General features: G+C 41.5%; 12 protein-coding genes. 6 read left to right on the top strand and 6 right to left on the bottom strand.

What is annotated here, in order from left to right:
• Positions 1–84 precede the first annotated feature (84 nt).
• Entirely contained in the window at positions 85–495 is a 411-nt protein-coding gene (locus PHU20_RS12870; RefSeq protein WP_274825793.1) for a hypothetical protein, read from the top strand.
• 54 nt (positions 496–549) lie between these two features.
• Here PHU20_RS12870 and PHU20_RS12865 read toward each other — a convergent pair whose 3' ends face one another.
• Positions 550–1,980 carry an SLC13 family permease gene (locus PHU20_RS12865; protein ID WP_274825792.1) on the bottom strand — a complete coding sequence of 477 codons (1,431 nt, stop codon included), beginning with the start codon at positions 1,978–1,980 and terminating at the stop codon, positions 550–552.
• Between the two features lie 177 nt (positions 1,981–2,157).
• Entirely contained in the window at positions 2,158–3,849 is a 1,692-nt protein-coding gene (lysS, locus tag PHU20_RS12860; RefSeq protein WP_274825791.1) for a lysine--tRNA ligase, read from the bottom strand.
• 249 nt (positions 3,850–4,098) lie between these two features.
• Here lysS and PHU20_RS12855 point away from each other — a divergent pair, with 249 nt between their 5' ends.
• The 4 genes from PHU20_RS12855 (at position 4,099) to lipB (ending at position 6,799) form a co-directional block, all read left to right on the top strand.
• Positions 4,099–5,013 carry a hypothetical protein gene (locus PHU20_RS12855; protein WP_274825790.1) on the top strand — a complete coding sequence of 305 codons (915 nt, stop codon included), beginning with the start codon at positions 4,099–4,101 and terminating at the stop codon, positions 5,011–5,013.
• A gap of 138 nt (positions 5,014–5,151) precedes the next feature.
• Complete coding sequence (locus PHU20_RS12850) at positions 5,152–5,307, top strand: YqaE/Pmp3 family membrane protein (protein ID WP_274825789.1); 156 nt, start codon at positions 5,152–5,154, stop codon at positions 5,305–5,307.
• 10 nt (positions 5,308–5,317) lie between these two features.
• On the top strand, positions 5,318–6,055 hold the full coding sequence (locus PHU20_RS12845) for a hypothetical protein (RefSeq protein WP_274825788.1): 738 nt from the start codon (positions 5,318–5,320) through the stop codon (positions 6,053–6,055).
• Positions 6,056–6,082: 27 nt separating this feature from the next.
• Complete coding sequence (lipB, locus tag PHU20_RS12840; RefSeq protein ID WP_274825787.1) at positions 6,083–6,799, top strand: lipoyl(octanoyl) transferase LipB; 717 nt, start codon at positions 6,083–6,085, stop codon at positions 6,797–6,799.
• 302 nt (positions 6,800–7,101) lie between these two features.
• Here the strand turns inward: lipB and PHU20_RS12835 are convergent, their stop codons facing one another.
• From PHU20_RS12835 to PHU20_RS12820, 4 genes are all read right to left on the bottom strand, one after another.
• On the bottom strand, positions 7,102–7,806 hold the full coding sequence (locus tag PHU20_RS12835) for a TapB family protein (protein ID WP_274825786.1): 705 nt from the start codon (positions 7,804–7,806) through the stop codon (positions 7,102–7,104).
• A 29-nt stretch (positions 7,807–7,835) separates the two neighbouring features.
• Complete coding sequence (locus PHU20_RS12830; RefSeq protein WP_274825785.1) at positions 7,836–9,173, bottom strand: OmpA family protein; 1,338 nt, start codon at positions 9,171–9,173, stop codon at positions 7,836–7,838.
• 204 nt (positions 9,174–9,377) lie between these two features.
• Complete coding sequence (locus PHU20_RS12825; RefSeq protein WP_274825784.1) at positions 9,378–11,840, bottom strand: ribonuclease HII; 2,463 nt, start codon at positions 11,838–11,840, stop codon at positions 9,378–9,380.
• A 29-nt stretch (positions 11,841–11,869) separates the two neighbouring features.
• On the bottom strand, positions 11,870–12,466 hold the full coding sequence (locus PHU20_RS12820) for a ribonuclease HII (protein WP_274825783.1): 597 nt from the start codon (positions 12,464–12,466) through the stop codon (positions 11,870–11,872).
• A 152-nt stretch (positions 12,467–12,618) separates the two neighbouring features.
• On the opposite strand from PHU20_RS12820, the gene PHU20_RS12815 reads away from it, so the two are divergent.
• Complete coding sequence (locus tag PHU20_RS12815) at positions 12,619–14,607, top strand: putative porin (RefSeq protein ID WP_274825782.1); 1,989 nt, start codon at positions 12,619–12,621, stop codon at positions 14,605–14,607.
• Positions 14,608–15,220 lie beyond the last annotated feature (613 nt).

Here is a 15,220-nt window from a genome sequence, read left to right as displayed (position 1 = left end):
TAGATATTGAGTAAGTGCAAATTCACAAACAATAATAGCTGCTCAAATCTGTTATATATTTGTATGATATTTAAATGAAATGTTATGAATATAAAAGCAATCTTTCTAGGTCTTATCACTGGTCTGTTATTTGTAAACGGGATGTTTGCAATAGACCTCCATAGGAATGATGATAACTTCGATATCAATTCCATAGTTTATATCGAGGAGGATACGGAAGTTGAACTTGGTTTTGATACATCGGATTACCTTCCGGAAGGCTTCAATGCCTATGAATTTTATTTTGATGTGGCTGGGCTTTCCTTTATGGAAGACGAGTACGACAACGATTTCAACACCAAACCATATCTACCTATAGGGTTCGATGCATATGCTTATCCTACCGATGTACAAAGTATCAACTATTATAATGTGGTTGAAGACACGCCGGTCGAAGTTGGTTTCGACACCGAACAATACTTGCCGGAAAATTTTAATGCGTTCTCCAAAAAATAAATTCAAAAATTAGAATGTAAAACAAAACCCCCGTATGTACGGGGGTTTTTATATTTAAAAAATCAAGGGAATCACAAATTGGAACATGAATACCAATAAGGCGACCGCGACCAAATTCAATATGAAACCGATTCGGGCCATTTCATGTACCTTAATGTACCCACTGGCAAAAACGATCGCATTGGGTGGGGTGGCCATCGGGAGCATAAAGGCACAGCTGCTCGCTATGGTAACAGGAATGAGCAAATAGAGCACGGGAACCTCAAGACCTATGGCAATACCGGCAACCACCGGGGCCAAAACGGCCACCAATGCCACGTTACTCATTATCTCGGTCATGAACAACATCAAGAATATCAATAGGATAGCCGTAAATAATATGCTTATTTCGCTAGCGGCTATTAATTGGGCCACCATATCGACGATGCCACTCACCGACATCCCTTTGGCGAGGGCCAAACCACCCCCGAATAACACCAATATTCCCCAAGCCAATTTATGGGTGTCTCCCCATACGATTATGAAATCCCCCTTTTTTATATTGTAGGGAACCGTAAATAAAAGGACGGCGGCCACCATACTTATTGTGGTGTCCGAAAGTCCCAGGCCGGGGACGATCGAATTGATCAACGTTCTGAAAATCCATAGAGATACGGTAATACCGAAAATGACCAAAACCATTTTCTCTTTTCCGCCCATTGGCCCAAGTTTTGCCAGTTCGTTCTGTATCACTTCCTTTGAGGCGGTAAACTTCAATTCCTTATTGGGGAACATCCATTTTACCAAAACGAAATAGCTGATGGCCAGCATTACGGCAGAAAAGGGCACACCAATGATCATCCATTTCAAAAATGAAATCTCAATATGGTATTCGTTTTCCAATAGTCCGATCATTACGGAATTGGGTGGGGTGCCAATGACCGTTGCGATTCCTCCTGCATTGGCTGAAAATGCGATACCGAGCATGACGCTCAAAGCGAAGTTCTTGTCATTCTTGGTATATCCGTCCCGATCATCGATCAATAAGCCGATTACCGACATGGCTATGGGTAGCATGACTACCGTACTTGCGGTATTGCTGATCCACATACTCAACGTGGCGGTAGCAATCATGAAACCCAATACGACCTTATTTGGGGTAGTTCCTGTCAATCGAATGATGTTCAGGGCAATTCTTCGATGAAGATTTACTTTTTCCAAGGCCAAGGCCATAACAAATCCCCCGAAAAAGAGAAATACGATGGGACTACCATAATTGGCCCCTACATCCTCCATGGGCATAATATCCAAAACGGGGAATAGAATTAACGGTAATAAAGCAGTTACCGAAATGGAGACGGTTTCGGTAATCCACCATACGACCATCCAAAGGGCAACGGCAATGACCATATCGCCCTTAACGGAAATAAGGGATACGGGAAATTTTAAAAGGATAATAAATAATAGGGGTCCAAGAAAGAGTCCAATTTTTCTGCCTAGCGTCATAGGATATTATATGACCCCTAAACTAGTTTTTTTTTGACTATTGAGCAATACCCTGGCGATATCCTACATTTCATGGATACTTCCGGGTGTATATGGTTATATCGTCCAGAGGCGCGTATTGCTGAATATCACGGTGCTAAGGGACTTCCTTCATTGCCTGCTGCGGGCAGCCCGAACCTAGGATTTGAGTTGAACGGTTTTTGAGTCCCCTTCAACAACGACCTTGATCAAATCATGTTTGGAAAGGGCTTTCATGGCCTTGTCCCATTTCTTGCCACTTAAACCGGCGGTGCTCTTAAGGCTTGCCAATTCCATTTGACCTTCAGGTTTTAACAGGTCCAATATCGATTTCTCTTCCTCCGATAATTCGATCTGTTTTTTCTCAGGGCGCATTTGAGGAAAGAACAAAACCTCTTGGATCGAGGAGTTGTTGGTCAATAACATGACCAAACGATCAATACCGATCCCTATACCCGAAGTTGGGGGCATCCCATATTCCAAGGCACGTAAGAAATCCTGATCGATGAACATGGCCTCGTCATCCCCTTTTTCGGAAAGTTTCAGCTGTTCTTCAAAACGCTCCCGTTGGTCAATGGGGTCATTCAATTCCGAATAGGCATTGGCCAATTCCTTACCGTTGACCATCAATTCAAAACGTTCGGTCAGCGCAGGATTGTTTCGGTGTTCCTTCGTTAACGGACTCATTTCTTTTGGGTAATCGATGATGAAGGTAGGTTGAATGTAGTGATGCTCACATTTCTCCCCGAAAATTTCATCGATTAATTTGCCGACCCCCATGGTATCGTCGACCTCGATACCCAATCCTTTCGCAGTGTCACGTAGCTCTTCTTCATCCATATCGGCTACATCAATACCGGTATGTATTTTGATGGCTTCCAAAATAGGCACTCTTGCATAAGGCGCTTTGAATTCGATTTCATGCTTGCCAACGGTCACCTTCGAGGTTCCATTGGCATCTATGGCCACTTTTTCCAACAGTTTCTCCGTGGTGTCCATCATCCAATTGTAATCCTTGTAAGCAACATAGAGTTCCATTACCGTAAATTCAGGGTTATGGGTACGGTCCATACCTTCGTTCCTGAAATCTTTGGAGAACTCATAGACACCATCAAAACCACCGACGATCAATCTTTTCAAATACAGTTCATTGGCAATTCTCAGGTACAACGGAATGTTCAATGCGTTGTGGTGGGTAAGGAACGGTCTGGCTGCGGCCCCACCGGGAATGGGCTGTAGAATAGGGGTTTCCACTTCCAAATAACCTCTTTCATTATAGAATTCACGTATGCTATTGGTAATTTTGGTACGCTTTACAAAGGTTTCCTTTACCGACGGATTTACGATCAAATCAACATAGCGTTGTCGATATCTTAATTCGGGGTCGTTGAATTCATCGAAAACATGTCCTTCCGCATCTTTTTTGGGTAGGGGTAAAGGTCGTAATGCCTTACTGAGCATCGTGAAGGTTTTGACCATCACTGTTTTTTCACCTACCTTGGTGGTGAACAATTCCCCTTCGACACCGATAATATCCCCAATATCCAAAAGTTTCTTATACACTTCATTATATAGGGTTTTATCTTCCCCAGGGCAGATTTCATCCCTATTGAAATAGAGCTGTATTCTACCCTCACTATCCTGCAACTCGGCAAAAGATGCCTTACCTTGAATACGACGGGACATTAACCTTCCTGAAATGATTACTTTTTTCCCTTCCTCATAATTTGTTTTAATGTCCTTTGATTTGGCATTAATGGGGTATAAGGGTGCGGGGTATGGGTTTATTCCCAATTCCCTCAATTTGGTCAATTTTTGTCTCCGGATTACTTCTTGTTCTGAAAGTTGCATATAATGGTATTAAGGCTGCAAAATTACATTATTTCAAAAAAGAGAAAAGCTACTTTTTGATTTTTAAGCTTATTTAATGATGACTATTGATGATTATGATAAAAATCATAGGATACCGAAGAACTCAGTACTTCTTTTGTAAGGTTAAGTTAATCGGTTTCAATAATACCCAAATCACCGAAAATTTTCCTTTAGTCAGGAAAAAAGTGTCTGTATTATCAAGCTTAAGGAAACTTTAAATTTTACTCAATGAAAAATATTATAATAGGTATTGTCGCTGTTTTGGGTTTTGGTTTTAACACTGTGGCGCAAGATTTGGCACCGTACATAAGGATTGTTGGGACCAATGGATCCATTGAACAATCTTCAGAAAAGATCATCGAAGTACTCAAGGAAAATTCTTTCCGGATTTTAGGGTCGTATTACCCTGCAAACCGAAGTTCATTGAAGGTAATCGTATTCACCCGAAAGGATTTGGAAAACACGGTTGTAAAGACAGCCGATAGGGGAGCACTCGCAGCAGCATTCAAAGTGGGTCTGGTTGAGAAAGGCGGAAAGGTTACCGTGTCCTATACAAATCCCGATTATATCCTTAGGGCCTATTTAAGGGATGATTATACTTCCAATCAAGGTGTTTTCGAAAAGTTCAGTGCCGATCTAAAAAGTACTTTTTCCGCGATTGGCAATGATTTTGTTCCTTTTGGAGGTACCGTACCCGCCGATAAGCTTAAAAAATACCATTATAAAATAATGATGCCCTACTTTACCGATCCGGTAGAACTCAATGAATTCGCTTCATTTGAAGAAGGACTGAAAATCATTGAGGCCAATTTAAAGGCAAAAAAAGGACAAACCGTACAAGTATACAAATTGGTATATCCCAATAATAAAGTTGCGGTCTTTGGTGTAGGACTTACTGGCAAAGAAGACGGTGAGGCCTATTTTTTACCTAAAATTGGCGTTGAGCATGTGGCGGCCCTTCCTTATGAGATAATTTTACAAGGTAAACAGGCCACTATGTTGCACGGCAAATACAGGATTGCACTTCATTGGCCCAATTTGACGATGGGGACCTTCATGAAGATAATGAGTACCCCCGGGGACATTGAGGATACCCTTGAAGCGCTTTGTAAACCAGCGGCTTCCAGGTCAAATTCACCTTAAGTTTTATAAAGGCGGCATTGGTTTGAGTTTTATATGGGATAAAGGCCTTAGATGATAAGGGGTCTTTTTGAACAAAACTGTAACATAGTACTTTCTTTTACGTCATATAAGTACATCAATCAATAAAATCCTACTTCTATGAGTTTAATTCGTGTGCTTTTGGCCATCATATTTCCACCTTTGTCGGTTATCGGGAAGGGTTGTGGGTCGTTTCTGATTGTCTTACTTTTGACTTTTTGTGGATGGGTTCCCGGAGTCATAGCGGCTTTGGTCATTCTGAATAACCCTAATTGACGATCTAAATATGTTCAAATTTCGATTTTGGTCATTACTGCTTGTTCTGGCCTTGGTTACCGGTTGCAATTTTACAGAGGAAATTTATTTTAACGCAGATGGTACCGGAAAGATGGACATAGGTTTTGACGGCAGTGAAATGCTAAGGATGTTGCCTGCCTCAGATTCGACACGGATAGAGGAAGTTGTCGATTCAACCATTGTATTCAAAGATTTACTTCATGAAAAAAAGGATAGCATTGCCCAATTATCCCCAGAACAACAGGCAGAACTCAAAAAGCTCGAACCCTTTAGCCTTCATATGTTGGTCGATACCGAAAAGGGTATAATGAACTTTGATATGTTTACCGATTTTAAGGACGTATCCGAGGTAAACGATGCTTTTAATGCCTTTCAAAGCGCTAGTTCGGTAGGGCCGGTGGCAGGCGGCAAACCCATGCCCGGGAATTCGGGGAATGAGGCGACCAAGGTTAGTTACGTATTCGATAAAAAAAGGTTTGTAAGAAAGGCGACCATAGTAGATCAAGAACTATTTCGTCAAAGCTTGGATAGTCTTGAGGTCGCGGAAATGTTTTTATCAAGTTCTACCTATACGTTTAAATACCATTTTCCGAAAAGGGTAAAGAAAACGAATGTCGAGGATGCCACGTTTTCCATCGATGGAAAAACCATGGTCTATGAGGTCAATTTCCTGGATATGATCAAGGACCCGGAATCCATTCTGATTGAAGTTGAATTGGGGAATTAGGCATTCGCTTTTCGTATATTTGCACCTATGAACAAGAATGTTGAATTACGGGATTTGGGACTGAAGGATTATAAGGAGACCTGGGACTACCAAGAACTCCTTTTTAAGGAAGTCGTTGACCTGAAAATCAAAAATAGAAGGGAGGGATCGGCAGTGCCAACGCCCAATCATTTTCTTTTTGTGGAACATCCCCATGTTTATACCCTGGGTAAAAGTGGGGATATCGGCAATTTGTTGGTCGATGAAAAAGTCCTGGAAGAAAAAGGGGCTACCTTTTATAAGATCAATAGGGGTGGGGACATTACCTATCACGGTCCTGGACAGATCGTGGGTTACCCTATTTTGGATCTGGACAATTTTTTCACCGATATTCATAAATACCTGAGGTTTTTGGAAGAGATGGTCATATTGACCCTCGGCGAATACGGTCTAAAAGCCGAGCGTTCCGAAGGGGAGACCGGGGTTTGGTTGGATGTAGGCACCCCGTTTGCCCGAAAAATATGTGCTATGGGCGTACGCGCCAGCCGTTGGGTGACCATGCACGGGTTTGCATTGAACGTAAATGCCGATCTGGGCTATTTTGACTTGATGATTCCCTGTGGGATCAGGGGCAAAGCAGTTACTTCCCTGAATGTCGAATTGGGAAAGCAAGAGGTGCCAATGGATGAGGTTAAGGGAAAATTATTGAAACATTTCGAGAATTTGTTTCATGCGCAATTCATCAAACAAAATAAACCGGTTTAGTCCTTGGATTTTTATATTATTCTAATATGTCGGTTATAAAGGTTCTTTAAGGTATATCGGTAATATCAAGTTCCCGTGCTTTTGGTTGGTTCTAATTGGCATTCGGGAAGGATGGTTAATCTTACCGAAGAAGTTTATGATTGACATGTTCAAATCTTTCAGCAAGCTATTCGGTACCTAGGCGCAAGTGGATTCGAATACGGTTACCTGGGATAGCTCCCTGTTTAGATCAAGAATTCCAGACCTTTTGGCATTTTGAGTTAAGACCTTCTTAGGGGGGTGGTATTTTCGAAGTCCGTGCTTTATTCAGAAATAGAACTAAGTACCATGGAACTCAGGAGATTCCCTTTGCCATTGTAGGATTCGGTCTTTACGGTACCCACTCCTTCGGAAATCCAGCTACGACTCGGGAAATTCTTGTCGACCATCATCATCTTTGAACGATTATCGCTGTAGATCACATAACAATCGAATGTCCCGGCCGGTACGGTAATGGTTTCTTTCTTCTCTACTTTACGGTTGGTCATTTCCACCTCCATTTTCATATTCATGGCCCCCATATTGATTTTCATGCTTACTCCCGCATCGGGTAGTTCCATACCTGATTGCATTTGTGTGGGCCATTCTATATCAGTTCCGGTGATTTCCGCTTCCATTTCACCGTATTGTTCCATCATCTGGGTCGAAAGCAGGGATTTGTAGTCGATACGGATGACATTGCCGTCACAGGTCATGGTATAGGACATTTCATATGGGTTTTTCCCTTTGTCATCCATGAAACCCATATTGATTTCCGCTTCGGTGCCATTAGCCGTTTTCCGGACATTTTTGAATTCCTGCCATTGGGATCCCTCGACTTTTCCTTTCTTGTTGTAGAGGGTATATTCCAACCGTAGGCCTTCTTTCATAGGGAAAAAGGTATCACACATTTGGGCGGCCAGACCTCCTGGTAGACAAAAAGCTAATAGGATAACTAAGGTTTTCAGGTTTTTTCTTGGGTATTTCATCTCTTTTCTATGGGTTTTTTAATTTATACTTATTGTTTTACGAATTCAACCCTACGATTTTGGGCCTTACCATCCAGGGTACCGTTGTCGCCCACCGGTTCTGATTCTCCCCGCCCATCGGTCCGAAGCCTATTCGGGTCAATATTGTAAACCTCTACAAGGGCTTTTTTAACTGCATCTGCCCTTTCTTTGGAGAGTTGAATATTAGAGGCGTCATCCCCATCAGCATCGGTATGCCCGATAATATTGAGATTCATTCCACTTTCTTGTTGCAATACCTGTGAAATCTGGAGGATGATACCCATAGACTGGGGTTGGATGTTGGCCGATCCCGAGTCGAACAAAATGCCATTGGTAGATACTTTACCCTCTGAAATGAGTTTTTGGCGCAAATCAAGTCCACCTTCGGCCACTTTCAGGTTGGTTATAAAAACCCGTTCTTCCCCGTCCTTGAAATTATTGGCATGAAATTTCAAGGTGCTCAAGATACTTCCCGAAGGCACTAGCCTTGGGACATCAATATATTTGACCTCATTTACCCAGAGCCTGAATCGTTCCTTGTTAACGGCTATGGAAACATGGGGGCCATCCACTATTTCGTTTCTGATATCGGCTTTAACGGTACTATAGATTTCCCTCTTATTGTTGATTCTGTTCTCAATGGTAATGCCTATGGGTGAATATTGACAGAAGGGGATGTGTGCTTGGGCAAAGTTGCCCCCTTCCTTGAATTTTTGATCATCGCTTAAATCAACTCTCAAATGGGCCGTTGAAGAAGTTCTTTTGGTAAGGCCCAAGGCCATTATATTAAATTCAATCGTATATTCTTCTGGAAGTTTAGGTACGTCAGGAATAAAATAAATGTTATATCCGGATTTCAGCTCAAACCATTTTTGGGGTGAATCACCAATGGTCACGAGTTCACCCCCCGCGTTGGTATTCCATTTGGATGGAAAATCCCCAATAAAATCATTTGAAAAGTCGTCGAAGAACAGAAGTTTGTCACCGGGTACATAGTCGAATTTGCTGTAAACTTCAATGGGCTTAACGCCACTGCTCCCACCATTACCCACTGGGCTGTTTGTACCTTGGGGATTTCCAGTGGTTCCGGGATCATTGCCACCATCCATAGGTGGAATTTGTGGGACTTGCTGCTCCTCCTTTTTTCCGGGTTCCAAAATGCTGTCCAAGACTTCATCGGTCTTTTTGGAGGTTTCACTATCAACACGTCGCTCCACGGTCCGTTCTGCTGCCCTTTCGGCCACCTTGCCCAGTTTTTTTAAAATCTGACCATTCACCTGGGTCGCGAATCCTACTATTAAAAGGAAAGATATCAGTTGCCTTAAAAATCTTATGGGAGTTTTCATGATCTTTATACATTAGGTGTTCTCTACAAGTCAATGAATTCGCAAGATCCATTGATAATCAATGGGTTGCAATAGGTAATTGAGGTTGGTTTTCAGGAGGTATATAAAAATAACAAGAATAACCCCAATTCAAAGTGAAATCCTATATACGGTGGAAAGAAATGTATAATCAGTTAAGAATCAAGTACAAGAGGTAAATCGGAGTTAATTCATTTGATAAACTATGATGGAGTTCCCTTGATCTTTAGCGACTACTTCCAATTTCCGATCATTCTCCATGTCGGTCAGCGCTATAGGGGAGGTCCCAAAAACAGGAAATCCGGAGATGGGTTTGGCTTGACTGTCATAGAGGTAAACTTTTTGGTTTTGAATATCGGTAACCCCTACATAGATCTTATCGTAAATGTAAAATATTTCAGGTTTTGAATACACGCCAAAATCAAGTTCCACTTTTTTGCCTTTAATACTCAGTACATTGTCGTTCATATAGACAAAGGTATTGCTGGTGGCATCAATGCCATGATCTTCGTTTAATCGAAGGTTGGTCGTATTCAATTTCCCATTGCCTCCAATTTGGTAAAGCACCCCTTTTTTGTCGGTTAAAACAAACTTGTTTTTATAGAGTTGCACATTATTCCTTGAGAAATCAATGGGATTGTCGACTTTGGTTCGAACACTTCCCACACGGTTCATGATTTTTAATGAACCGTTGTCGAGCATAAAGGCCAAATAGTCCTTATTTGCTATTCGAAAATGTTTTGGAGGGGCTATAATGGCACTTTCCGCTTTTGTATACTTAAACCCTTGAACAATGTTCCCTGTATTGTTGTACATGAATATTTTGTCTCCTTGGGTTACTACGAAGCGATAATTTTTATTTTTCTCATAATCAAAAACGGCCAACCCGTTAAGGTTGCCGCCTTCAAACTTTTTATTGAAAGGTGCCACTTCCATACCATTGCGATCTAGGACCAAAAATTGGTTGCTGGTCGTAAAAGCCAGCTGCAATTTTCGGTTTTTATAGATGTCTACCTGATGTATTTTTCCTTGTATGGGGCCTTCCAATTGCTTTTTCCAAAGTAATTTTCCGTTGGTGGAAATCAAGTACAGATTGTATTCCTGGTCTTGTACCACGATCTCTTTTTTATGGGTGCGGTGGTTGGTTACAAATTGGGGTGCGGTGGCCAAATCGGCGTCCAAGGTAAATGTGAACAGGGGGGAGACGTTGGCGATCTTCGATTTTCTTGCCGTCTGTTGAACGGCGAAATTGGTATGAAAGAACCCTTTGTCAGTTACTACCTGTGCCGCAAAGGTGTTTTTCCCTGATGTCGCTTTTTGGATATCACTGATGGATTCTTTTGAAAAACCTTCCTTTGTAATTTGTTGTATGCCATTGGGGTTGGAAATGTATAATATCGTTGATTCGTCGGCCAGGGCGTCTTTGGCAGAGGCATACTCATCTGTCTTATCAAAGGTAACTCCATTTTTATAGTTCAGGATAATGTCCTGGATCATAGCTTGGCTTTCCCCGAAAACAAAGGCATTTTCAAAAAGGGTACAAAAATTAGCCGAAAAATTATTGACCAAGGGGTTTAAATGGGAAACCAAAAAATCAGGAGCGTTGAGCTGAAGAATTTGGTTGCCTTGATATTCGTACTCTGATTTTTTAATGTCCGAAAGGTATTGCGATAATCGTTCCGAACCATAAGTGTTCAGGAAAATGGCTTTTTCCTCTCCTTTAAGGATCACCCCGATTTCTTCAACCGTATTCAAAAGTGAATCCTTGGGTGAATCCAGTTTTAGATAGAGGTGTCGGTTGTTGGAGAAAATAGTATAATCGTCAAAGGTATAAGAGATGACCGCGTCAGTAGAGCTTGGTGCGTACGAGGAAGTCCTGTCGGCAAGAGGATGCGTATCCTTAAAGAGGTTTAGGAATTTTGGGGTCGTATCGGCGACAACCGAAATACCGTTCAGGTGTAAATGGTTCTGGTCGGCGTTTATATCCAAGAGTGCCCAGTCCGAGTAATCGGAAAGTCGTACCCCCGCATTCTTCTTGGTAAGGTGGTCCATTAAGGGGTCGCTATTTTTCAGGTCAATGAAGATGGAGGCATTCTTGGTCGTATTGGAAACTTCATAAAGTTTACTTAGCCCTTCCCGGTTTTTGGGGGTGTCGGGATATTTCATAAGGTTTTCAAGTATGGCTTTCGAAGAACTCAAGGTGTGCAGTCCTTTGAAATGCATGGCAAATAGGGAGTCGCCATCTATTTCGTATTTGTCTACAGACCTGCTTTCAATGTATAACGATTCCTTTTTGATGTCCTGTACACTGTCGAGAACAGTGGTAAAGGTGCTGTCCGGGGTTATGAAGGTGAATTCGTAATGGTTGTTGTCCAAAACGGAAAAAGCCAATAAGGATTCCGATCGGGTCTTTACCAAGTCTAAATGTTTTATTTTTTTCAATATCTCTTGGTACATTCCGGTCGATTCCGATTGGGTCATGAAATCATTGTTGTTCAAATCGCTTTTAAGTCCATCAAGATTGTTGATCTTAATGACAATGGAAGCATTTTTCGGAACGAAATCCAATAAAGAGGTGGTGGTATTTTGTTTTTTGGAACAGCTTAGGGTCAATAGAAATACAAGGCCTAAAAAAAATCTGGATCTCATTGAATGGAATTTGGGGCGAAGTTACTTTTTTAAAGCTTCAGTGTCAACTGATCGGGTAATTGTCTAAAGCTTTTTCTATGGTATTTGGTAATGCCATATTTTCGAATGGCTTCCCGGTGTTCCTTTGTGGGATATCCCTTGTTTTTTTTCCAATTGTACATAGGGTACTCATCGTGCAATTTGGCCATATAGTCGTCCCGGTAGGTTTTTGCCAAGACAGAGGCGGCCGCAATACTTACATATTTCCCATCTCCTTTTATTATACATTCAAAGGGAACATCTTTATAGGGTTTAAACCTATTGCCATCCACGATGATGTATTTGAGGTCTTCATTAAGCTGGTCAATGGCTTTATGCATGGCCAATATGGATGCATTCAGGATGTTGATTTTGTCGATCTCCTCAGGAAAGATGTGTGCCACACCATAGCATAGGGCGTTCTCTTCAATGATGGGCCGTAAGATTTGGCGCTTCGTTTCGGAGAGTTGTTTCGAATCGTTTAATAGGATGTTCTTGAATCGTTTGGGCAAAATCAAGGCCGATGCCGTTACCGGTCCGGCAAGGCAGCCGCGACCGGCTTCATCTGTACCGACTATATCGCAGGTGTGGTGAAATCTTTTAAGCATAAAAATCAGTTCTCACGAAAAACGAAGATAATTTTTTGTATCCATCAGAGGAAGGGTTATTGTCATAAAGTGCAACATAATTAATATTTCTTGTAAAAACTTTCACATTTTATTCGAAACAAAAAAATTAACTTTGCGGGGTAACCTGTTATATGAAATACTTTTTCCTACTGCTATTTGTATTCAGTTTCCCTATGCTCCATGCGCAAGGGAAACCTGATCGGCCCGAAAAAAAATCAGATTCCACCAAATTCAAGGGCTTCGACAAAAAGAAAGCCCCTGATGCAGATGTCCCTGAAATCACTTATAAGGATTATAAGATCATTTCTTTTGAGAGGGATACGACCTATTTGGACACCACCTTAACGATAAAGAAAGAGTACAAGTACAACTATTTGCGCAAGGACGATTTTGAATTAATGCCCTTTGCCAATGTAGGGCAACCCTATAATAAATTGGGCGTTGATTTTGAACGGTCACGGATGTATCCCAAATTGGGTGCCAGGGCAAGACATTTCAATTATTTCGAGATCGAGGATATCGATTATTATAATGTAGCTACGCCAATGACCGATCTGTTTTTCAAGACTACGTTTGAAGAAGGTCAAATGTTGGATGCCACCCTAGCGGTGAACACCTCTAGGCGTTTTAATTTTTCCTTGGCCTTTAAAGGATTCAGGTCTTTGGGTAAATATGATTATAGTGAAACGGAGTCCGGTAATTTCAGGACTACGGCAAACTACATCACCAAAAATGGGAGGTATGCCATCAGGGCCCATATTACCGGTCAAAATATAGATGCCGAAGAAAACGGGGGGATTACGAAAGGGGAAGAACAGTTTGAATCGGGTGACCCCGATTATATAGATCGTTCCCGGGTAGACACCAGGTTCTCTTCTTCGGATTATGGAGAAAGTAAGGTTTTGGGAAAACGTTACTATTTAGAGCATCAATATAAGGTGCTGAGAAAGGATAAGGACTCCAGTCGTGTCGAAAAGACCTCGCTGTCGTTAGGGCATACCTTTAGTTATGAAACGAAATATTATCAATTTCTGCAGGATAGTTCCAATGATTATTTTGGGTCCGCTTATTTATCGGAAGTCGAGGACAAGGCGGTTTTAAAAACGACCTTCAACGAGTTTTATGCGGAATTTTACAATGCCACATTAGGAAGGTTGCAAGGTAATATCAGCCATTATCAATACAATTATTACTTCAACAGTTTGTTGGTAACTGCCGATGGGGAATCGATCCCGAGTCAGTTGAAAGGTGATGAAATTAGTCTTGGGGCCAGATATTCCAAACAAATTGGGGGTTTTTTGGTCAATGGGAATGCCAAGTATAACCTTATAGGGGACTTATCGACCAGTATTTTGGATGCAACGGCGGGCTATCGGTTCAATGAAAACAATAAAATTGAGTTTACATTGCATTCATCGGCTAGGATGCCCGACTTTAATTTCTTGTTGTATCAAAGCGATTATGAAAATTACAATTGGGACAATACTTCAAACTTCGGAAACGAAAAAGTGAATAGTTTGCAGTTTCAATTCTCTTCCAACAAATGGGGCGACTTGTCGGCTAAATATTCGAACATAGATAACTATACCTATTTCGGGGCAGACCCGGATCAGGAATTGGTAGAGGACGAGGAACAGGCAACCCTGACCCCCTTTCAAGAGAATGCCAGTGTCGGTCATTTAAAGGTGAAGTATCAGAAGGAATTTAAATTGGGTGGTTTTGCGTTAAACAATACGGTAATGTACCAAAATGTTTCCCAGAGCAATGATGTGCTCAATGTCCCCCAGTTGGTAACCAGGAATACCCTTTATTTCTCTTCCGATGTTTTTAAGAAGGCCATGTACCTGCAAACAGGTATTACCTTTAAGTATTTCACATCCTATAATATGGATGCTTATAATCCATTACTGGGAGAGTTCTATATTCAGAACGACGAGAAATTAGGTGGTTACCCCATGCTCGACTTTTTCATCAATGCCAAGGTGAAGCAGACACGTATTTATCTGAAGGCTGAGCATTTCAATTCCTCCTTTTCGGGATATGACTTTTATTCCGCGCCCAATTACCCCTATCGTGACTTCGTAATTCGTTTCGGATTGGTCTGGAATTTCTTTTCCTGATCGATGCCCAAGCCAAAGCGTGGTATCTCTTGTACAAAGTATGGGACGTTGAGGCTTAACATACATGTATAAGGTAAGGTTTTACTTTGCTGCTCCTATGCGTTAAACCCTGTTTGGTGTAAAATCACCCCTTTTTTCCATAATGATGATGCTTTCATGATGTTTTTTTTGGGATTAAAAGGTGTATTGTACTGTGTTTCAGTGTTTTGAATAATTGTGGGGTTGGATTTGGGAATAGATACGTATATGTTTGTAAGGGTATTGGCCGTACGTGTCACCTGGACTGTGTACTGAAAACATTGTTCTTTTAAATTTTTTTCTTGCTAGGTTGTCTGATATTCAGTATCTTAGTAAGCCTTTTTCTGAATATCTGAAAAAACCTTTCAAAAAAGTATTGTTGAACTGGAAAATGGTTGTAGATTTGCAGCCCGAAACGATTCAGGTCGTTGGGAAAAAAGGTCCTTTGCGGCCACGTTCATTGATCGTTTGTTGAGTCGGATTTAAGGGAAAAAAAGTTTTTTCTTTTTTATTTGGCGGTTTCGAAAAGGGTTGTATATTTGCACCCGCTTTGAGAGACAGGGACGGGACATAGGGACCGTTTGACAAGAGGGAT

Origin of the sequence: Maribacter polysaccharolyticus, from assembly GCF_028882255.1 — a bacterium.
GTDB classification, from domain to species: domain Bacteria; phylum Bacteroidota; class Bacteroidia; order Flavobacteriales; family Flavobacteriaceae; genus Maribacter_A; species Maribacter_A polysaccharolyticus.
This window is presented reverse-complemented; position numbering and strand designations above follow the sequence as displayed.

What these genes read in the sequence shown, in the direction of transcription:
- PHU20_RS12870 (WP_274825793.1), top strand. Translation starts at nt 85, where the DNA reads ATGAATATAAAAGCAATCTTTCTAGGTCTTATCACTGGTCTGTTATTT.
- PHU20_RS12865 (WP_274825792.1), bottom strand. Translation starts at nt 1,980, where the DNA reads ATGACGCTAGGCAGAAAAATTGGACTCTTTCTTGGACCCCTATTATTT.
- lysS (WP_274825791.1), bottom strand. Translation starts at nt 3,849, where the DNA reads ATGCAACTTTCAGAACAAGAAGTAATCCGGAGACAAAAATTGACCAAA.
- PHU20_RS12855 (WP_274825790.1), top strand. Translation starts at nt 4,099, where the DNA reads ATGAAAAATATTATAATAGGTATTGTCGCTGTTTTGGGTTTTGGTTTT.
- PHU20_RS12850 (WP_274825789.1), top strand. Translation starts at nt 5,152, where the DNA reads ATGAGTTTAATTCGTGTGCTTTTGGCCATCATATTTCCACCTTTGTCG.
- PHU20_RS12845 (WP_274825788.1), top strand. Translation starts at nt 5,318, where the DNA reads ATGTTCAAATTTCGATTTTGGTCATTACTGCTTGTTCTGGCCTTGGTT.
- lipB (WP_274825787.1), top strand. Translation starts at nt 6,083, where the DNA reads ATGAACAAGAATGTTGAATTACGGGATTTGGGACTGAAGGATTATAAG.
- PHU20_RS12835 (WP_274825786.1), bottom strand. Translation starts at nt 7,806, where the DNA reads ATGAAATACCCAAGAAAAAACCTGAAAACCTTAGTTATCCTATTAGCT.
- PHU20_RS12830 (WP_274825785.1), bottom strand. Translation starts at nt 9,173, where the DNA reads ATGAAAACTCCCATAAGATTTTTAAGGCAACTGATATCTTTCCTTTTA.
- PHU20_RS12825 (WP_274825784.1), bottom strand. Translation starts at nt 11,840, where the DNA reads ATGAGATCCAGATTTTTTTTAGGCCTTGTATTTCTATTGACCCTAAGC.
- PHU20_RS12820 (WP_274825783.1), bottom strand. Translation starts at nt 12,466, where the DNA reads ATGCTTAAAAGATTTCACCACACCTGCGATATAGTCGGTACAGATGAA.
- PHU20_RS12815 (WP_274825782.1), top strand. Translation starts at nt 12,619, where the DNA reads ATGAAATACTTTTTCCTACTGCTATTTGTATTCAGTTTCCCTATGCTC.